This is a genomic window from Streptomyces paromomycinus (assembly GCF_003865155.1).
GTDB classification, from domain to species: domain Bacteria; phylum Actinomycetota; class Actinomycetes; order Streptomycetales; family Streptomycetaceae; genus Streptomyces; species Streptomyces chrestomyceticus.
On sequence record NZ_BHZD01000001.1, the window covers coordinates 303,314 to 322,103 of the forward strand.

Annotated in this window: 14 protein-coding genes; 5 read left to right on the top strand and 9 right to left on the bottom strand. The window is 71.6% G+C overall.

Features of this window, described 5'->3' with window-relative positions:
• Positions 1-2 precede the first annotated feature (2 nt).
• The 7 genes from OEIGOIKO_RS01125 to OEIGOIKO_RS01155 form a co-directional block, all read right to left on the bottom strand.
• Complete coding sequence (locus OEIGOIKO_RS01125) at positions 3-290, bottom strand: hypothetical protein (protein ID WP_246177101.1); 288 nt, start codon at positions 288-290, stop codon at positions 3-5.
• A gap of 205 nt (positions 291-495) precedes the next feature.
• Complete coding sequence (locus OEIGOIKO_RS01130; RefSeq protein ID WP_125050949.1) at positions 496-1,449, bottom strand: GNAT family N-acetyltransferase; 954 nt, start codon at positions 1,447-1,449, stop codon at positions 496-498.
• A gap of 452 nt (positions 1,450-1,901) precedes the next feature.
• On the bottom strand, positions 1,902-2,483 hold the full coding sequence (locus OEIGOIKO_RS01135) for a hypothetical protein (RefSeq protein ID WP_125050951.1): 582 nt from the start codon (positions 2,481-2,483) through the stop codon (positions 1,902-1,904).
• Positions 2,484-2,485: 2 nt separating this feature from the next.
• Complete coding sequence (locus OEIGOIKO_RS01140; RefSeq protein ID WP_246177102.1) at positions 2,486-6,397, bottom strand: hypothetical protein; 3,912 nt, start codon at positions 6,395-6,397, stop codon at positions 2,486-2,488.
• Between the two features lie 251 nt (positions 6,398-6,648).
• Positions 6,649-7,737, bottom strand: coding sequence for an ALF repeat-containing protein (locus OEIGOIKO_RS01145; protein WP_170251468.1), 1,089 nt, complete (start codon positions 7,735-7,737; stop codon positions 6,649-6,651).
• Between the two features lie 111 nt (positions 7,738-7,848).
• The gene (locus OEIGOIKO_RS01150; RefSeq protein WP_246177104.1) at positions 7,849-9,435 is read right to left on the bottom strand and encodes an AbfB domain-containing protein; all 1,587 of its coding nucleotides are present in this window, start codon (positions 9,433-9,435) and stop codon (positions 7,849-7,851) included.
• Positions 9,436-10,428: 993 nt separating this feature from the next.
• The gene (locus tag OEIGOIKO_RS01155; RefSeq protein ID WP_125050957.1) at positions 10,429-11,172 is read right to left on the bottom strand and encodes a DUF4232 domain-containing protein; all 744 of its coding nucleotides are present in this window, start codon (positions 11,170-11,172) and stop codon (positions 10,429-10,431) included.
• Positions 11,173-11,464: 292 nt separating this feature from the next.
• Here OEIGOIKO_RS01155 and OEIGOIKO_RS42040 point away from each other — a divergent pair, with 292 nt between their 5' ends.
• Entirely contained in the window at positions 11,465-11,995 is a 531-nt protein-coding gene (locus OEIGOIKO_RS42040) for an MFS transporter (RefSeq protein ID WP_174857108.1), read from the top strand.
• A gap of 670 nt (positions 11,996-12,665) precedes the next feature.
• Positions 12,666-13,034, top strand: coding sequence for a DUF4333 domain-containing protein (locus OEIGOIKO_RS01165; protein WP_125050959.1), 369 nt, complete (start codon positions 12,666-12,668; stop codon positions 13,032-13,034).
• A 174-nt stretch (positions 13,035-13,208) separates the two neighbouring features.
• Here OEIGOIKO_RS01165 and OEIGOIKO_RS01170 read toward each other — a convergent pair whose 3' ends face one another.
• Both OEIGOIKO_RS01170 and OEIGOIKO_RS01175 read right to left on the bottom strand, forming a co-directional pair.
• Positions 13,209-13,817, bottom strand: coding sequence for a TetR/AcrR family transcriptional regulator (locus tag OEIGOIKO_RS01170; RefSeq protein ID WP_125050961.1), 609 nt, complete (start codon positions 13,815-13,817; stop codon positions 13,209-13,211).
• 65 nt (positions 13,818-13,882) lie between these two features.
• A complete protein-coding gene (locus tag OEIGOIKO_RS01175; protein ID WP_125050963.1) occupies positions 13,883-14,755 on the bottom strand; it encodes a 3-hydroxyacyl-CoA dehydrogenase family protein in 873 nt (290 codons plus the stop codon).
• Positions 14,756-14,905: 150 nt separating this feature from the next.
• Here OEIGOIKO_RS01175 and OEIGOIKO_RS01180 point away from each other — a divergent pair, with 150 nt between their 5' ends.
• The 3 genes from OEIGOIKO_RS01180 to OEIGOIKO_RS01190 all read left to right on the top strand — a co-directional run bounded on the left by OEIGOIKO_RS01180 (position 14,906) and on the right by OEIGOIKO_RS01190 (position 18,736).
• Entirely contained in the window at positions 14,906-15,643 is a 738-nt protein-coding gene (locus tag OEIGOIKO_RS01180; RefSeq protein ID WP_125050965.1) for an acetoacetate decarboxylase, read from the top strand.
• 268 nt (positions 15,644-15,911) lie between these two features.
• Positions 15,912-17,201 carry a TolB family protein gene (locus OEIGOIKO_RS01185; RefSeq protein ID WP_125050967.1) on the top strand — a complete coding sequence of 430 codons (1,290 nt, stop codon included), beginning with the start codon at positions 15,912-15,914 and terminating at the stop codon, positions 17,199-17,201.
• 2 nt (positions 17,202-17,203) lie between these two features.
• A complete protein-coding gene (locus tag OEIGOIKO_RS01190) occupies positions 17,204-18,736 on the top strand; it encodes an amino acid permease (protein WP_125050969.1) in 1,533 nt (510 codons plus the stop codon).
• Positions 18,737-18,790: the final 54 nt, after the last annotated feature.

Sequence of the window (18,790 nt, forward strand, 5' to 3'; positions counted from 1 at the left end):
GGTCAGATCGGCGTACGGCCGGCGTCACGGGCCGCCCACCAGGCCAGGCAGGCCAGACCCAGCACCACGAGCGCGGCCACCGCGGTCCCCGCAGACACCGCCACCCGAGCCCAACGGCCGCCCCGACCGCCCATGGCCGCTCGGACCAACGCCCAGCTCGCAAGCGTGAGCGCCGGAACACCGAGCACCATCACCGGCAGCTCTACATACAGCAGGCTCCACTCCCGCTCCCCCTCGAATCCTCCACCGAGGCCGGCGCGAGCCCCGGGCAGCCACACTCCGAATCCCACACAGGCCCCCAGAAAGGCCAGCAGGCAGCCGACCCCAGCCCCATCCACGGTTCCGGACCCAGCCCCATCCACACTTCTTCGCATGTTGCTGTCGACGTCACACACCTGACCGCGGTTCCCCAGACGTACCGCAGCTCGGCGCAGCTCCGCACACCCACCGCAGCTCAGCCACCGCAGCTCAGCCGCCGGCCAAGGCAGTCCCCGCTCAGGCCGGGCGAACCAGCTCCCAGGTGTCGACGGCGAAGTCGACAACCATGCCGTGCCGTTCGTAGAGGGCGAGCGCACCGCTGCTGTTGTCGGTGTCGACGCCGAGTCCTATGAGGTGCCGACCCAGCTTGGCGTAGTGACCGAAAGCGTGGCGGAGGAGGTGGCTGCCGAGCCCCTGGCCGCGGGCCCGCTCCAGGACACCGAGGTGGGCGATCCAGGCCATCGAGGCGCGGGCGTCGTGGGTGCGCAGCACCGCGGCGTCACCGAGGCCGTCCACCCGCGCGATCCATATCAGTGACCAGTCCGCGCGGTCGGCGTCGATGTCGTCCAGCCACTGTTCGTACGTCCGGGGCTGGAAGTCGAAGTGGCCGGCGAACGTCTCCTGGAGCAACCCGTGGGCGCACACGCGGTCGGCCTCGGTGCGGCAGGGGCGCAAGGTCACGCCGGGCGGCGGGGCCGGCAGCCGGTCGGTGGCGGTGGACAGGGCCCGGGTCAGTACGTTGTAACGGCGCACCGTACGCCAGCCCCGCCGGCGAAGCGCGTCGAGGTCCATGGTGGGTGCGGTGTTGAGGTGCAGGTGGATCACCGCCCGTGCCGCTCCGTTGGCAACCGCCCGCTGCACGGCCCGCGCCTCCATCAGGTCGTACAGGTGCAGGGCGCCCGGCAGTCTGCCGGGGAGGACGTAGTGGTCCATGTCGATGCGCTCGCCGCCGGACTCGTCCCACAGCAGACCGTACGCGATCAGCCGCCCGGCGTCGTACATCAGCCAGGAGTCGTGCTCCAGGTCCGCTTCGGGGTGCTTGAGGTCCGCCTGCACCTCGCTCAGGTCGGTGTCGGCGCGGCCGGTCTCCAGCAGGTCGATCTCGTTGAGCAGCGCGCACACGGCCGCCGAGTCATCGAGCGTCGCGGGGCGTACGGTCAGGCCGGGCGGCGGGGTGAGGGACGAGGCCATGCGCCGATTCTCCGACGCCGGGCGAACGTCCGCCACAGGTTTACGCGTTGGCGCCCGGCGTCCACGTCAGAACGGCAACGCCGACCAGGAGGCGCGAGAACGAGCCAAGGTGTCCCGGTGCCATCTAGGGCACTTCCATGCGATCGGCTTCGCCGACGCGCGCAGCGACACCGAACACACCGACATCCTCGGGCACTACGGAACGGTGCTCCCCGTCAACCCACCACCCTCCTGAACGCCCTCCCGGACGCTCTCCGGGTGGCCGCTGAAGAAACATGTCCTTTTCTTTATGGTCGGGTGTGCACGCCCGAGGTCAGGCCGGGGACTGACACGGGCCAGGGACTGGCGCGGAGGTCGATGCCTCGCTTCCAGTCCCCGGCCCTGTCGCGCGGGCGGCCGACGTGTCAGGGCGGTCCCCGGTCGGTCGCCGTGCGGTGTGCTGTCTTCGGCTGTCAGTGCGTGGGGGTGGGGGATACCGCGGTCAGGTCGCCGACGGTTTCGTTGCTGTTCAGGGTTGGTTGTGCTGTCAGGAGTTTCTGTGTGAGCGGGTGACGGGCGTATACCCGGTCGTGGACGGTCGGCAGGTTCTCTCCGTCGTACAGGACGGGCGAGTCCCAGTCGGCGGGGTCACCCGCGCCATGCCGGTCGACGATCACGGCGCGGGTCGGTGTCGGAAGGGCCGTCGTCGCCGCGACGACGGCTGCCTCGACCGTGTCGGCCTGCCCGGGTGTGAGGCCGTCCAGCCACAGCGTCTGGATCTCGCAGCCGAGCGGCTCGTACGCGTACTCGTCGGTCACGTCGATGTCCGCGGAGAACCACCACTGCATCGTGAGGGACGCGATGCGCAGGCCCAGAAGGCGGCCGAGTTCCTCCTGGTGCATGAGGACACCGTCGCCTTCGACGTCGAGGACCACGGCTGTGCCCCGTACCGGGTGTGTGAGCGCGATGCCGTGTGCGGCGAAGAGCTGCGTCTGTTCGGCGAAGGCCGGTACGGCCGCCGATTCCCGGTACCACCGGATGAATCCGTCAGCCATGGCTAGCAGCTCGGCAGTGTGAAGATGTGCACATTCTCGTCTCCGAATACCTTCTTGGCCTGCTTGATGGCCGATTCCGGCGTGTTGTCCGCCAGATAGTAGATCGCCTTCACGCCGGCCTGGTCGGCGGCGTACTTGTTGATTTTGAGGGCGCTGCCGAACTTGGCGGGGTTCTTGGCCTTGGCGCCACCGCCGACGTAGATGTATTCACCGTTCGGTCCGATGACGTCGAGACCGCTCGATCCCACGTTGGGCATTTCAATCTTGATGTCCTGCCCGTTCGCGTCCTTGGCCACCTTTCCGCCGACCAGCTTAGCGATGAACTCCTCGCGCTTGAGGCCCACGCCTCCCGCGTCGTGGCCACCACCGGACGGCAGCGCGAACGAGCGGTGTGCACCACTCACGGATGACGCGGAACTCCGCGCCGGGGAAGGGCTCTTCTTCTTGTCCTTCACGCAGGCCGGGAGCTTCTTCCAAACCTTGTCGAGGACGTCTTCGCTCTTGTCGACCAGCTTCTTCGCCTTGGCCGACTTGTCGAGGAAGCCGTTGATGCCCCAGATGACCTTGCCGATCTTCGGGAGCTTGCCGACCAGCTTGGCGGCCTTCGCCCAGGGCAGGTTGGTGACGATCGCCCACAGGCAGGTCGGGATGTCGGGGTCGTCCCAGCACTCCTTGATCTCCTCGGCGGCGAGTTCCACGAGGATCTCGGCGCCGTTGTCCATCAGGTAGTCCAGCAGGTCCTGCTGGGCCAGTGCCTCGGCGGCCGCAAGCTGTTCGGCGGTGATGCCCGCCGCTTCGAGGGCCTCGCGCTCGTATTCCTCCAGGGAGTACGAGCTGCCGCCCTTCTCCTTTTTCCTGGCGGCCTCCTCCCTGGCCTTGCGCTGCTGCTCGCGCTCGTATTCCTCGGCTCTCTTTGCGGCCTCGTCCGCTTCCTTGGCGTAGGTGCCGGCGTTCTTGGCCGCGGTCTCGGCCGAGGTGGCGTGCTTCTCGGCGGAGTCGGCCAGCTTGTCGGCGTCGGCCGCGTCCTGCTCCGCCTGGGTGGCCGCGCCCTGGGCGATGCCCGCTTCCTTCTCGGCCAGGGCGGCGGCGCTGCCGGCGGCCGCTGCCTGGTTCTCCGCGTCGGTGGCGGCGCCGCGGGCACGCTCGGCCTCGGCCTCGGCCCGGGTGGCGGCATTGCGTGCCGCCGCCGCGTCCGCGAATGCCTGGTCGGCGGACTGGCGGGCGAGTTTCGCGTCGGCCCGGGCCTGGGCGTCGGCCTCGTCGGCCCGTGCCGCGGCGGCCCGTGCCTTGGCGCCGTCCTCGGCTGCCTGGGCCGCGGACTTCATCGCGGCCGCCGAGGAACGCGCCGCGTCCGCGGCGGACCGCGCCGCGGCTGCCGCCGCCTTGAAGGCCGGGCGCACCTCGGCGTTGGCGCGTGCGGCCGCGGCTTCGGCCGCATCGGCGGCCTTGACCGCCTCCGCCGCTCTGGCTTCGGCCTTGGTGGCCTCCGCTGCGCCCATCTCCAGGGAGGCCCGCGCCACCTCCGCGGCGAAGTCCGCGTTCACGTCCGCGCCGGTGAACGGCGCGGTGAGGAGGATGGCGGTGTTCGCGGGGTCGGCGATGCCCGCGGCCGTGGTACGGGCCGACGCGGCGGCCTGGACCGCGGTCGTCGCCTGCAGGCGGGCCATGGCCGCTTCGCGGGTGGCGCCGTCGGCTTCCTCCCGCGTGCGGTTGGCGGCTTGGAGGGCCTGGCTCGCCCGGGTCGCGGCCAGCCCGGCCAGCCGGGAGGCTTCGTGGGCGGCGATCCCGGCGCGGGCTTCCTGCGCGGTGGCCTCGGCGGCCTTGGAGTTGGCCCGCTGTGCCGCCGCGTGCGTGGCGGCGGCCTGACGCTCGGCTTCGTTCGCCGCCGCGTTGGCCGCGGCGGCCGCTGCTTCGGCCTTGGTGGCGGCGGCGTTGGCCCGCGCGGCATGCGCGGTGGCCTCACTGGCCGCCGCACGCGCACGCGCGGCCGCGCCGGCCGCCTCGATGGCCGCCGACCGCGACCGGATCGCCGCCGCGGACGCCTGGTCGGCCGCCGTACGGGCGGTACCGGCGGCGGTTCCGGCCGCGTCGGCGGCGGATCGCGCCTCGGTCGCCGCGGCTCGCGCGGTCTCGGCGTGCTCGCTGCCCTTCGCCTTGGCGGCCAGCGCGTCGGTGGCCCTGGCCCTGGCCTCTTCCGCCTGGTGGAGGCGTTCGGCCTCCACCGCGTCGTTACGGGCCTTGCGGGCCTTGCTCTCCTCACCCCGGGCCAGCCCGTCGGCCTTGGCGGCGATGCCTTCCTGGGTCTGTGCCTTGTCCCGCTTCTCCGCCGCCACCGAGGCGGCGGCCTGCGCGTCGGCCCGCCTGGACGAGGCGGTGCGTGCCTCGGACTGGGCTCGCGCGCGTGCCTGGGCAGCGACGTCACCTTCCCGTTCGGCCCGCACGCGCGCCGCCGCCGCCAGGTCGCGCTCGCGTTCGGCGATCTTGCGCTGCTCGGCGGCGACCTTGGCCTGGCGCTGCGCCTCGATCCGCGCCTCGCGGGTCTTCCTGGCGTGCTCCCACGCCTGCTTCTCGGCCTGCTCGGCCTCGATCCGGGCCTGGCGGGACTTGGCCGCCGCGTCCGCCGCGATCTTGGCCTGCCGGTCCGCCGCCTCGGCGAGCCGGGCCGCCGCCCTGGCGTGCTCCTCGGCGTTCGCCCGCCACTTGGCGGCCTGCTGCGCGTGCAGCTCGGCCTGGTTCTTGGAGTTGAGCCCCGCCGCGTCCGCCGCCGACGCGTCCACCGCGTGTTGTGCGGTCGCCGCCGCCTTGGCCGCCGCGTCCGCCGCGTTCGCGATGCCCGACGCGACTTCCGACCACCGCGCGCCGTGGGGCAGCCCGGTCTCGACGAGGACGTCGGCCTGCGCCTTGGCCTGGCCCGCTGCCACCTGCGCCTGCCGCGCGGCCTCTTCGGCGTTGCCGGTCTGCCGGGCGATCTCCGTCTTCACCGGTCCGTAGTCGGAGAGCCGCTTGCCGGCGCGGTCGGCGGCGAGCATCCGATCGGCCTCGCGGGACTGGGCGGCCGCCGCGGTCATCGCGTTCGCGGCGCCCTTGAGGGCCCGCACCGCGCTGCCGTGGGCGGCTATGAGCTTGGTACGGGCCTCGGCGGCGCGGGCCGCGTTCGCCGCCAGCTCGCGCAGCCGTTCCGCCGCCTCCAGCGCTTCCTTCTGCGCCTTCTCGTGCGCCGCCCGGTCGTCCGCGTCCTTCCGCGCCGCGACCAGATAGCCCTTCTCCAGGAACTCGGCGATCACCTTGTCGTCGCCCGTGGCCAGGGCGGCCTGGGCGGCCTGCTTCACCTCGGGGCCGCCGACCGCGACGAGCATCTCGACCCGCTTGCGGTTCTCCGCCGCGCGCTGCTGCTCGTTCTGCTCGGTGGCCTTGTCCCGCTGCCGGGCGATCTCGGCGCCGAATGCCAGGAAGTCGGCGCGGTCCCCGGCCGTGCCCTTCAGGACCCGTTCGACCTCCGCGTTGAAGAACGGGCCTCCGGTGCCGCGCAGCGCTTCGATGCTGCGGCGGTTGGCGGCGTCGGCCGCGTCCCGCTTGTCCTTGGCACGCTGCCGCGCCTCGGCCTCACCGTGCTCCAGGAAGTCCCGTACCGCGTTCGGGTCCGTACTCTCCAACGCCTTCTTGGCCGCCTCGCGGACTTCCTCCTCCTCGTCGAGCTCCGCGATGTCCTCCACCAGTTGCCGGTCGCGGTCCGCGCTGAGCCGGTCCAGCGCGGACCGCGCCGGTGGCGGAGCCGCCGCCGGCTTCGGCGGTCCGGCCATGGCCTGCCGGAGTGCGACGGTGCCGTCCGGCCCCGGCAAGGCGGCGGCGCCGGATTCCCCCGCCGCGCCGACGAGGATGGCCAAGGCCATGACGGCGGACGCCGCTCTGCCCATTCGGCCGGTCACACGGCGGCGTCTCGTTCCGGCTCTGGGCCGGGATCTTTCCCGCACTGGAAACCCTTTCGACGAATCGGTCGGTAGAAGAAAAGGAAGGAGAAGAAAAGGAAGGGGCAAGAGAAAACCCCCTGCCCTTGAATGCGCGGGCAGGGGGAGGGGATCGGGCCGAAGGCATGGCGTGGCATGGCATGGCGTGTCCGGGAACCGGCGTCGGCGCGGGCCCGGCGGGGTGTGCCGGGCCCGCGCCGTCAGCTCTTGACCCGGTTCTCGCTGTCCCGGGCCCGGTCGAGCATGTCCTTCCAGAAGGCGGCCGTCGCGGCTGCCTCCGTACGCTCCTGGGCCCAGTCGCCCTGCCGTGCCTCGGCCGGGGCGGCGATCTTCTCCCAGATGGCGTCCGCGCCCTCCTTGGCCAGCCTGGCGATGCTCTGCCAGCTCTCCGCCTGTGCCCCGGCGGCCCGCTGTTCGTCCAACCACGCCGTGTGGGCGCCGTCGGCGTGCCCGGACACCGCCTGCCAGGCCCGTTCGGCCTCGGCGCGCGCCTTCGCCGCGTCCGCCGACGACTTCAGCGCCTCCTCGGCGGCCACCGCCCGCGCGATCAGCATCGACAGCACGTGGTGGCGGCGTACCTCCGTGTCCGCGACCCGCAGCCGGTACGCCTCCACGTCCAATGCCGCGCCGGTGGCCCAGCCGTAGCCGTAGAACTCCGCCACGTCCGCGTCCACGGAGCCGGGCCGCAGCGCCCACTGCGCCGCCACCCGCACCTGCTCTCCCGGATCGGCCTCGGCGAGCGAACGCACGAAGGCGCGGTGCCGCTCACCGACTTCCAGGCGGTGCTGCGCGTCGGCGTCCCGCTGCACGCGGTCCCGCTTCTGTGCTTCGGCGTAGCCGGTCTTCACGAACGCCGCCCGGTCGGCATCCGTACCTTTCAACGCCCGTTCGGCGGCGGAGCGCACCTCCGGGGAGAAGCCCGCCGGATGCGTGCTCACCACCCGTTCGCAGAACGCCCGGTTGCGCGACCGCGCGTCACGCACGCGCTGCTTGGCCGCGTCATAGCCGCCCCCGGGGGCCAGCCACTCCGCAATCGCCGCGTCCCCCCGGGTACTGCGCAACGCGTTCCACGCCGACGCGCGGATCTCCGCGGGCAGCCCCGACTTGGCCAGGCGCAGCACACTCGCCCGCGCCTCGTCCGCCGCGGCGGCAGCCACCTGCGACGGCTGACCGGCCGGTGCGCCGACCGCGACGGTGTACGCCTGGGCAGGCGTCGCGTCCGCGAGCGTACCGGCGCCTGTCAGCAGGCCGACCGCCACCCAGGACGCGGCCCACCTCCGACGTCGCATGGCATGAGCGGCGGAATCCGCCACCAATGTGCTCTCCCCCTTCCGCGCTTGCATGGCGGGCGTGTGCGCCCTCGTACGTGTTCGCTGCCTGTCCGGTCCGGCGCCGGCAGGTCAGGGCGCCAGCGGCGCGGCGATCTGCCAGACCGCCGGGCGGGCCGGCTGGGCCTCTCCCGGTTTGCCGCCGGGCAGGTCGAACGAGAACTCCTTGCGCACGTAGACGTCCTTCGTCGTGGGCGCGAGCCACTTCTTGCCGTCCGTGGTGTTCTGTTGGAAGGACACCGCGGAGCGCATGGGCCCGGGGCCGTCGCCGAAAGTCTCGCGGAAGCACCACGAGGCACTCTTGCGGAACTTGGAGCTGCGGTCGTCCGCCGCGACCTCCACCCGGAGCCCGACCCGCTCGGCCTTGCCGCTCCTGAGGTAGTAACCGGGCTTGCGCACGGACTCGAAGGAGTAGCAGCCGGGCTCGCTCGCGAGGGAGGGAACGATCACCCAGGTGGCGTCTTCGCGGTCGGCCGCCGAGCTGGTCTTTTTGATCGAGTCGCTGAGGAGGGCCTTCCCGCCGTCCGCACTGGACTGGCGCACGACCTGGTTGACGGTCCACACCTTCAGGGTCTGGCGCTTGAGCCGGTACTGGGTGTCCGGCTTCAGGAACCGCTCGACGTCCGCGTCGCTGCCCTGCAGCGCGGTCTTGGCCGCGGCCGCCAGGTTGGGGTTGACCTTGCTGTTCTCCGCGGCAGCCTGGATCTGGAGGGCCAGCTTGCGGTTCGCCTCGGCGAGCTTCTTGCGCCGGTTCTCGTCGTCGCGCTTGTACGCGGCGTCGGCGCCGGTGTGGATGTACGCCTTCCACACGGCCGCGTCGGAGCTGAGGGTGGCACGCTGGCCCTCGGCGTAGAGCTCGGTGTCGCGCAGGTCGGCGGGGGCCTGGCGCAGCAGCTCACGGATGAAGTTGTCATCGCTCAGCGTGAGCATCGCCTCGGTGGGCGCGATGCGGAACAGGGCCGCGGCGCTCTTGCGGGCGGCCAGCTCCTTGCGGCGCTCGGCCTCCTTGCGGTTCTGCTCCTCCAGTTCCTTCAACTCGTTGGCCACGTCCCGCTTGTGGGCCTCGCGCGCGCCGTTGACGATGAACTCCCGCCAGTCCGCCGCCTCACCGAGCAGCGCCTGGAGCGCGGCAGCCCGTACCTCGGGGCCGGAGGCCGTGTGCTTGGCGACGGCCCGGACGAAGTTGTCGTCGCTGAGGGCGAGCAGCTCCGGCGTGCTGGGGATGCCGACGGTGAGCAGCACCTGGGACTTGGCCAGCCGGGCCGCCCGCTCGGCCTCGGCCTTCTCCCGCTCGCGCTGCTGGTCGAGCTTGTACGCCTCGTGGACGCCGGAGACGATGAAGCGCACGTGGTCCTCGGCGACCTCACTGGCCATCGCCTGCTCGGCGGCGGTACGTACCGCGTCCAGCCGCTCCCCCGCGTCGCTGGCCTTCTGCCACAGCGCGTGGATGAAGTCGTAGTCGCCGAGCAGGAGTACCGCGGCGGTCGGGTCCAGCCCCACCACGGCCGCGGCGTCGACGCGCTGGGTGTCGGACGTCCCGATGCCTCCCGGGCCGGCCACGACGTCCGATGTCCCGGGGCCGCTGTCGGCGACGGCACCCGGCGCGACGGCGCCCGTGACGGCCGCGAGCGCGGTGGCCGTCACAAGGCCCCGCGTCACGATCCGTCTCATCCGTGCGGAAGTCATGCGCTGTGTGTCCATGGTGATGCGAGTACTCCTCCTGCCGCCTTGGTACCGGCGGCTAGACATGCGAAAGGTGGGTGGCAACGGGCGGCGTTCCGCGGGCAGGCGGCATCGCCGCGGAACAGCGTCGGAAAGGCAGAACCGTACGGTCGTCGCCGTGGTCCCCCTGCGGGCGGCGAGGGGAATCAGCGAGCCGAAAGGCGCGGTGGTGCGGGACGCACGACCCGGCGGTCGCTCACGGTCCCGGAATGAAGTGCTTCTCGGCCACGGACGGAGCCGTCAACGACCCCGGGGCGAAGAAGAGGTGAGAGGTGAGAGGTGAAAGGTGAAAGAGCTACGGGAAAGAATGCCGCGGTGTCAGCGGGAAGCGACACGGGATCGCGCACAGTGGATGGGCGATCCATCGGGCAGCAGAGCTGCACGGGCGTCCGCCCGAAAGGCGAAAAGCACAGACTTACACCTCACAGTTTCCCCCTGGTCTGCAGGTGACATACCTCGGGGCGTCCGGACCGCCGAAGCATCACTGCCTCTTCGGTCCCCTGCGGAACGCTGCCCGGTTGAGCTGGTCACACGGACCCTAACCCGATAACCACGCAATGATCCAGTAAAGCAGTGCGCCGGATTTCAAATAGTAGGAGCAATTCCGCTTGATGAAGACCTGCTGGACACGTGGGTGTGACGGAGAGAAGAACGGCTGCCGCACGCGCCGTGCCTCCCGGCCGCGAAGCGCGGTCGGGAGGCACGGGGATCAGAACTGCTCGGCGGAGTGCTTGCCGTAGGCGGGACGGTCCGTCGTCCCCTTCACGGCTCCTGCTCAAGCCGCCGATGCGGACCGTAACGAGCGCTGCGTCATCGCCTTCGACGCGGCGCCAGCACCCAGATCCACGGCAACGCCGGCCCCTGCGTCCGCCAGGGATACGGCTTGGCCACAGACAGCCAGGGGCGCCGACGTGGACCCGCGGGAGGCGGTCAGCCGATGGGGTTGACGAAGGTGGCCGGGTGAGTGGCGCCGTCCTGGTGGACGAGCGGGCCCCAGGGCCACTTCAGGGTCAGCGCGGTGGTCTCGTTGGGCGGGGTGACGGCCACGGTGGCGGGCTTCCAGGAGCCTTCGGCGTTCTCCTCGGCCATCCCGAGGTTGATCGTGAAGTCGGTGCTGTCACCAGGGCCCAGGACGATCGAACCGTGTTTGGCGGACGACCGGGCCAGGGACCAGCTCTGGCCACCCGCGTCCGGCTTGAGGTCCACACCGGCGAAGCCGCCGATCTTGCAGGTGCGGCCGCTGGTGTTGGTCAGCACGATGCTGGTGGTCGTGCCCCCGGCCGCGTTCGGGTCCGGGACCGCGTCCTCGCCGGTGGCGAAGGCCGCCTTGAGGCCGGAAGTGTGGCAGCGCTGGACACCCGAGCCCGCCTTGCCGCCCCGGGCGGTGTTCTCACTGCCCGGCTGCTTGCCCGCGTCTCCCGCCTTGCCGCCGGCGCCCTGCTCACCGGTGGCGGAACCCGAACTGCCGGACTCTGCGTCGGCCGTACCCCTGTCCGTACCCGTATCCGTACCCATATCCGCACTCGTCCGCCCCGCTGCCTTGGTACCGGTGGCGTCCGTCCCGGAGCAGGCCGTCAAGGTCAGGCCCGCTGCCGCGGTCAGGGCGGCGGCAGCGACGCGCAGCGTGCGACGGCGGGTGGTGCGGACAGTGCTCGTGCTCGGCTCGGTGCTCATTTCGGGTCCCCCAGGTCGGTCGGTGCCGTTGGCTCCTCGGTACGTCACCCACTCTGTCCAGGGCCCCTGGCGTGAAGCTGCCACTCCGCTAACGCGTGGCTAACGCCCTTGTTGACGCGCCGAGTTGGCCCGCCAGGAGACGCGACCATGTCGGCGAGCGGGCCTCACAACAGGCAGCCGCGTGGGAATCCGCAACGGAAGGCCCCCCGACGGCAGGGCTCCCCGATCCCGGGGCTCTGGCTGGAGGCAGCCGGTCCCCTGCCTCCACCCTGACCGGAGTGAGTCGAGCTCGGTGCCCTCCCCTGTTCCCGAGGGTGTCCTGATCCATGGGACGAGCATCCAGTGGTTCACGACGGCCTGCACCCTCCCGTTCGCGGTGTTGCTGATCACCGGTGGCCGGCTGGGCGACATCGCCGGCCGACGGCGGATGTCCGTCATCGGCGGCGACCTCGCCACGCTGTCCGGGTGGAGCTGGGAGGCCATCGTGGCCGGTCTGCTCGCGCTGGGCCCCGTCAGCCTGGGCGTCGGCCTCTTCGGCTTGGCCTTCTTCACCATCGCCTTGCAGCCGCTGCGACCTCAGGGGATCGGATCGGCCGCCGGACGGCTGAACGCCGTACAGCAGCTCGGTGCCACGCTCGGAGTGCCCGCCCTGGGCAGCGTGTACCTCGGCAACGCCGCGTACGGCGGCCCTTCCGCCGCCTTGCACGCGGTCCAGGTCGCCTTCTGGGTCGCTGTCGCGCTGGTGGCGGTGAGCTTCGGCATCACCAGGCTGATGATGGCGCCCAAGGGTCTTTCGGGCGGCCGGGCCGGAACACCGCGCTGATCGGACCACCTGCCGGAACGGTCCGGTTCGTGCGGCGGCTTCATGGCCACCGCGAGGAGGGCTGACGGCCCGTCGGCGACGTCCGGCAGGGACACGAGTGGGGTCAGAAGGGATATGTCGGCCAGGAGCAGCGACCGGCCGGCGCGGGCGGGCTGCCGGCGGAAGGCGTCTGGTGGTTCCGGGAGGTCGGGTTCGACGGCCAGGAGGTGCCCCTGCCGTCCGAGGCACGTGCGTGGATCGCGCTGAACGGCGACGGTACCGCCCCGGGGGACATTCTCCGGCCTGCGGAACCCGGAATTCCCCGCTTGCCCTTGCCCGGCGACCTGGCGTTCCCCGCGATGGAGACCGGCTTCCTCTTCGACGCCCCCCGCCGACAGCGGCGGCCGACGACCGACGGACCGGAATCGCGACCGGGACCGGGACCGGAACCGGAACCGGAATCACCGCGAGAGTGCGCTGCTACGCCGCATTAGCCGTCCGTTAGTGGAACGCCAGCGTGATCTTCGAAGCTGACTTCCGTCCGGGAGCGGGACGAGGGAACCGCGCGACGGGAGAACGCGATGCGCACTGTGCGCGTCCGGCGCCCAGCACTCCTCCGCCTCGTCCGAGCGGACGGGTGAGGAAGAACAGCCGGGCGGAACCGGCCGGAACGAGATTCGGGGAACACCGCATGAAGCGCATCATCATCGCCTTGGCCGTGATCGTCGTACTGGCGGCGGGTGGCGGAATCGCCCTGAGCCTGAACACGAACAACGGCGGGGCGGTCCTCACCGCGAGCGGAGCCGGGCACGAGGTGTCGCGCGCGGACGTGGAGGAGAACGCCAAGGGCCACCCCTTCCGCGACCAGGAGCCGGATTCGGTGAGCTGCCCGGGCGGACTGCCGGCGAAGGAGGCGGCGAGCATGCAGTGCACCGCCGTCTACAAGGGCCGGCCGAAGTCGATGACGATCTCCGTCACCGAGGTGAAGGACGACCAGGTGACGGTCGACTTCGCCATCCTCGACAAGAGCGCGAAGATCGGAGCGGACGAGAAGAAGTAACGGTCCGCCGGTCGCAGAGCCGGGGCAGCGGGCGGCAGGCGGCAGGACGCGGCGGCCGGCTCGTCCGCCGCGGACGCCGCGCACCGCAGCGCGCTGCCTGGAAAGGCCGGGGCCCGGAGGTGTGATACCTCCGGGCCCCGGCCTTTCCAGGTGTTCCTGCGGCGCCCCGGGGACCTACGGCGTCCCGAGAGCGCGGACGAGGTGGGGCAGGGCCCGGCGGGCCAGGGGGGTGGGGTCGGCGTCGGCGGTCGTGTGGGTGACGCGCATGGCGGTGAGGCCCTCGTAGAGCGCCACGACCAGGCGGGCGAGGGCGGTGGAGGACACGTCGGGGGCGTGTCCGGAGGATGCGAGGCAGCGGCCCAGTATTTCGGCCAGGCCGGTGTTGAGGCGCTCTTCGTGTTCGGCCAGGGCCCGTGCGATGTCCGGATGGCGCGCCGCGTGCAGGGTGAATTCCATGGAGACCAGGAACCAGGAGTGTTCCTGCGCGTCGTGCGTGGCCAGCAGGTCGAAGACGCGGGCCACCGGGTCGGCGTCGTCCGTGAAGGTCTCGACCTGGTCCCGTAGTTGGGACAGGAGCCGGTCGGTGTGCGTGTCGTACAGGGCCAGGAAGAGTTCTTCCTTGTCCCGGAAGTTCGAGTAGAAGGCGCCTCGGGTCAGCCCGGCCTGCTGGACGATGTCACTGATCGACGTGGCGTGGAAGCCGCGCTCGGCGAAGAGCGCGAGCGCGCTGTCGGTGAGTGCGGCGACCGTGGCCGGCCGGCGCTTGGTGGGTGACTTGGGCACGTACCGCTCCCTGCAGGTGATGGTTCCTCCCGAAGGGTACGTGCCCGCCCGTTCCGGGCCCGCCGTCAGCCCTGCCGCTGGTAGTCGTCGTAGAAGCCGGCACCGGTCTTGACGCCGAGGCGGTTCGCGTCCACGTACTCCCGCAGCAGCTCACGGGGGCCTTCGGGCAGCCCGGGGCGTTCGGCGGCGTAGTGGTTCTCGATGTCCAGGACGACGTCCAGCCCGATGGCGTCCATCAGGCGGAACGGACCGGCCGCGGCACCCGTGTTGACCTGCCACATGCGGTCGATGTCCGCCGGGGTCGAGACGCCTTCGGCGACCACCGCGAGGCTTTCCCGCTTCATGGCGGCCCAGACGCGGTTGAAGATGAAGCCGGTGCTCTCCCGGCGGGCCTCGAACGGGTGAATGCCGTAGTCGGGCAGCACCTTCAGCAGCAGCGCGACGGCGGCGGGGTCGGTGTGGCCGCAGGACATCACGTCGGCGGCGTTCTGCCGGGGCGGCATGTAGAAGTGCAGGTTCAGCAGGCGCTCGGGGGTGCGCACGCTGTCGACGAGGTGGCTCGTCGCGTAGGACGAGGAATTGCTGGCGAGGACAGCGTCCGGCTCGGCGAGCGCGTCCAGGTCGGCGAAGAGGCGCCGCTTGAGGTCCAGGCGCTCCGGTACGGCCTCGATGACCAGCCAGGCGTCCGCGAGGGCGGGTGCCAGATCGGTCACGGCCTCGACGGTGCCGGGACGGCCGCCGTCGATCGTCTTCACCACCTCGGGCAGCTCGCGGGCCACGTAGACGCAGGCCGCCTCACCCGCTTCGGCGGCGGGGTCGTAGATCCGGACCAGGCCGCCCCGGGTGGCGAACATCAAGGCGATCCGGCGGCCGAGCGTGCCCGCGCCGATGACGGCGACCGGCCGGTCCTGGTGGCGGGCGGGAGGGGTGAAGCTCATGACTTCTCCTGTCTCGTGGCCCCGCCGCGCGAGCGGGACGGGGCCGAACGCGGGTGGCTGCACCACCCAACTTCTCGATACAGTGTGTATCCGATACACCGTGTATGCAACTGAGGGGGCGCCCGCCGCGCCACCGCGAAGGAGCAGCCCATGCGCGCCGACCAGGTGACCGCCGCCGTGACCACCCCCCTGACGGTCCCGCTCTACCCCCCGCGGCCCACCCGCTTCACCGACCGCGAGTACTTCAACGTCGTCTACCGCACCGACCCGGACGCCCTGCGCGCGGTGGTCCCGGAGCCGCTGGAGATCACCGAGCCCCTCGTGCGCTTCGAGGTCATGCGCATGGGCGAGGTGGACGGCTACGGGCCGTACACGGAGTGCGGTCAGGTCATCCCGGTACGTCACGGAGCCGAGCGGGGCGAGTACCTGCACGCCATGTACCTGGACTCCTTCGGCGCCACCGCCGCCGGCCGCGAACTGAGCGCCTACCCGAAGGTCGCGGGCGAGCCCGCACTGCGCCACGAGCGCGGCGCCCTCGTCGGGACCCTCGACTACGGCAGCGAGCGCGTCGCCACCGCCACCATGGCCTACAAGTGGCAGCCGCTCGACCCGGAGGAGGCCCGTGCCCAGATCACCGTGCCCACCTTCGCCGTCAAGACGGTCCCCGGCTACGACTTCCGGCCCCGCGTCTGCGACCTGGTCCGTATGCAGATCACCGACATCACCGTGAAGGAAGCCTGGCGCGGCCCGGCCCGCCTCCAGCTCTTCGAGCACGTCATGGCACCCCTGGCCGACCTGCCCGTACGCGAGGTCCTCGACGCCGGCCACATCCTGACCGACCTCACCCTCGCCCCCGCCGAGCCGGTCCACGACTACCTCGCCGCCTGACCGCCGGCCGGCCCCCTCGGGCCGTTGGCGCGTTTCCACCCGCGCCCCACCCGTGTCGTTGACCAGCTGGGCCTTCCGCCGGTTGGCTCACCCTGGCCGGCCGGGCGGGGCCCAGGAGGACGTCTGTCCGACCGCGCCCGGCCACAGAGGAGGACTGATGCAGGTGAGACGGACGCATACGGGACGGACGTACGGGAGACGGGTGCTCGTGCAGCGAACGCCTGGTGGCGCAAGAGGACGGCGGCAAGCGCGCCGGAGCTGCGCGCTCGTGGCTGCCGTCCTGCTGACCTGGCTCGTCCCACCGGCTCAGGCCGCCCCGCGGCAGGACGGCGTCGTCCAGGTGGACCTCGGCCTCGACGGCGCCCAGCCCGACAACTGGTCGCAAGCCCGCGGGGTGAGCGAGGACGGCAGGTACGCCCTCTTCACCTCCATGGCGTCCAACCTGGTGCCGGGCGACACCAACCGTCTGTACGACATCTTCGTCCGGGACCTGCTCACCGGGCACACCGAGCGGGCCAGTGTCGCCGACGACGGATCGCAGGTGGACGGGTCCACGAGTCAGGCGGCCATCAGTGCCGACGGCCGGTACGTGGCGTTCAGCACCGACGCACCCGGTGTCGTGCCGGGGCAGCCGGCGGACGGCGGGTGGAAGATCTTCGTCCGGGACCGCCGGACCGGACACACCGAGCTGGTCAGCGCCGCCGGGAGCGCCGAGAGCCCGGCCATCAGCGGGGACGGCCGGTATGTGGCGTACACCGTGAACCGGCGCGACATCCACGTCACCGACCGCCGGCAGGGCACCACCCGGCTGGTCACGGCCGGCGCGGACGGCCGCCCCGCCGACCAGCCCTCCACCGACCCGGTGATCAGCACGGACGGCACCACCATCGGCTTCCGCTCCAAGGCCACCAACCTCCTCCCCCGCGGCCAGGCCCCTGCCGTACGGCCGCACACGGCGGACACCGCACCGCCGACGGAGCAAGGCACTTCGCCGGCGGCCCCCGCCACTTCCGTTTCCAAGCCTCCTCCCGCGCGCCACACCTTCCCGTTCTTCACCTACGACGCGCGCACCGGCCGCGTCCAAGGCGCCTCCATCGACCTGAACGGGGTACTGCGCGACGCGCACCCGTACGCGACCCTGAGCCCCGACGGACGGTACGCCCTGTTCAGGGGCTTCGAGTCCAACGGCCCCGACGTGGACGGCTCGCACATCGAGCTCCACGTCCGCGATCTCCGACAGGGGACGACCACGAAAGCCGGCCCTCCCCTGCCGGGCACCCGGACCGTGCACGACGCGTACCGCGGCACCGTGACTGCCGACGGCCGCCGGCTGTACTTCGCCTCGGGCGCCGACAACCTGGTGCCTGGCGACACCAACCAGGCCGTCGACATCTTCCGACGCGAACTGCGGACCGGCCGCATCGAACGCATCAGCACGACCGGAGAGGGCACAGACATCTCCTGGACGCCGAATTCCCTCTCCGTGGACGGCTCGGGCACCACCGCGCTCTTCGACGGAGGCGGCAAGGTCTACGCCCGACGGCTTCCGGCGGTCTGACGGTGCGTACTCCCGCCCGTGCGCGGCACCGGCGACCAGAGCCCCCGCACGACAGCGGGGAAGACGCGCGAGCGCTCCAATCGCTGGGCTACACCCAGCAGTTGCAACGTCGCCTGGGCGCGTTCGGGAATTTCTCCGCCTCCCTGTCGGTCATTTCCATCATGTCAGGGACCCTGCTGCTGTTCGGCTACGGCCTGAACTCCGGCGGCCCCGCCGTGATCATGTGGGGGTGGCTCGCTGCCGGGCCGCTGGTGCTGTGCCTGGCGGCGGCCCTGGCGGAGATCACCTCTCGGTACCCCACCAGCGGCGGTCTCTACTACATGGCGCGCCAGCTCGGTGGCGAGCGGTGGAGCTGGTACACCGGCTGGCTCAACCTCCTGGGTCTGCTGGGCGGGCTCGCCGCCCAGGACTACGGCATCGCGACCTTCACCGCTGCCTGGGCCAACCTGCAGTTCGGTCACACGCCGACTCCGGGCTCCCTGCTCATCCTGTACGCGGTCGTTCTCGCACTGCACGCGATGCTGAACCTCTTCGGCACTCGGCTGATGAATGTCCTGACGTCCCTGAGTGCGTGGTGGCATCTGGTGGGGGCCGTGGTCATCGTCGGCGCTCTGGCGTTTCTCCCTTCCCACCACCGGTCCGCCGGGTTCGTGTTCTCCGAGTTCACCAACAACACCGGCTGGAGTTCCTCGATCTACGTGATCCTGCTGGGCATGCTGCTCCCGGTGTTCGCCTTGGCCGGATACGACACCTCGGCGCACCTGAGCGAGGAGACCAGCCGCGCCGCTGTCGCCGCGGCCCGTGGGATCGTCCGCTCGGTGGCGGTGTCCTGGCTGGCCGGCGGTGTCCTGCTGGCCGCGTTGCTGTTCGCGGTGCAGGACTACGCCACGACTTTGGCCGGGCCGACCGGCGTACCGGTCGCCCAGATCCTGCTGGACGCCCTCGGCCTGACCGTGGCCAAGGTACTGCTGTTGGTGATCATCGTGGCGCAGTTCCTGTGCGGCTACGCCGTGACCGCCTCCGCCAGTCGCATGATCTACGCCTTCGCCCGGGACGGCGCCCTGCCCGGTTCGGCGCGGTGGCGGCAGGTCAGCCGCCGCACGGCCGTCCCGGCCCGTGCCGTCCGGCTCGCGGTCGGTGCCGCCTTCGTGCTCGCGCTGCCGTCCTTGTACTCCGCCACGGCGTTCTCGGCGGTGACCGCGATCTCCGTCGTGGGCTTCACTCCGGCGTACGCCGTTCCGGTACTGCTACGGCTGCGCCACCGCGGCCGGTTCACCCCCGGGCCCTGGCACTTGGGCCGCTGGAGCCGGCCGATCGGCTGGGTGGCGGTGGTGTGGGCCGCCGCGGTCACGGTGCTGTTCCTGTTGCCGCAGACCAGCCCGGTCACCGGCACGACCTTCAACTACACCCCCGTCGCCGTGGCGGTGGCCCTCGGCATGGCTGCCCTGTGGTGGCGGGTGGGGCGCCGGTCGTACCGCGTACCCCATGCCGGCTCCCCCGCCGAGGTCGGCCAGTTCGAAGGCAGTGGCCGATGATCCCGTGCCGTCCAGCCTCCGTGTCGTCGTACCGACGCGTCGCCAGTAGAGTCC

What these genes read in the sequence shown, in the direction of transcription:
- OEIGOIKO_RS01130 (WP_125050949.1), bottom strand. Translation starts at nt 1,449, where the DNA reads ATGGCCTCGTCCCTCACCCCGCCGCCCGGCCTGACCGTACGCCCCGCG.
- OEIGOIKO_RS01135 (WP_125050951.1), bottom strand. Translation starts at nt 2,483, where the DNA reads ATGGCTGACGGATTCATCCGGTGGTACCGGGAATCGGCGGCCGTACCG.
- OEIGOIKO_RS01140 (WP_246177102.1), bottom strand. Translation starts at nt 6,397, where the DNA reads ATGGGCAGAGCGGCGTCCGCCGTCATGGCCTTGGCCATCCTCGTCGGC.
- OEIGOIKO_RS01145 (WP_170251468.1), bottom strand. Translation starts at nt 7,737, where the DNA reads ATGCGACGTCGGAGGTGGGCCGCGTCCTGGGTGGCGGTCGGCCTGCTG.
- OEIGOIKO_RS01155 (WP_125050957.1), bottom strand. Translation starts at nt 11,172, where the DNA reads ATGAGCACCGAGCCGAGCACGAGCACTGTCCGCACCACCCGCCGTCGC.
- OEIGOIKO_RS01165 (WP_125050959.1), top strand. Translation starts at nt 12,666, where the DNA reads ATGAAGCGCATCATCATCGCCTTGGCCGTGATCGTCGTACTGGCGGCG.
- OEIGOIKO_RS01175 (WP_125050963.1), bottom strand. Translation starts at nt 14,755, where the DNA reads ATGAGCTTCACCCCTCCCGCCCGCCACCAGGACCGGCCGGTCGCCGTC.
- OEIGOIKO_RS01180 (WP_125050965.1), top strand. Translation starts at nt 14,906, where the DNA reads ATGCGCGCCGACCAGGTGACCGCCGCCGTGACCACCCCCCTGACGGTC.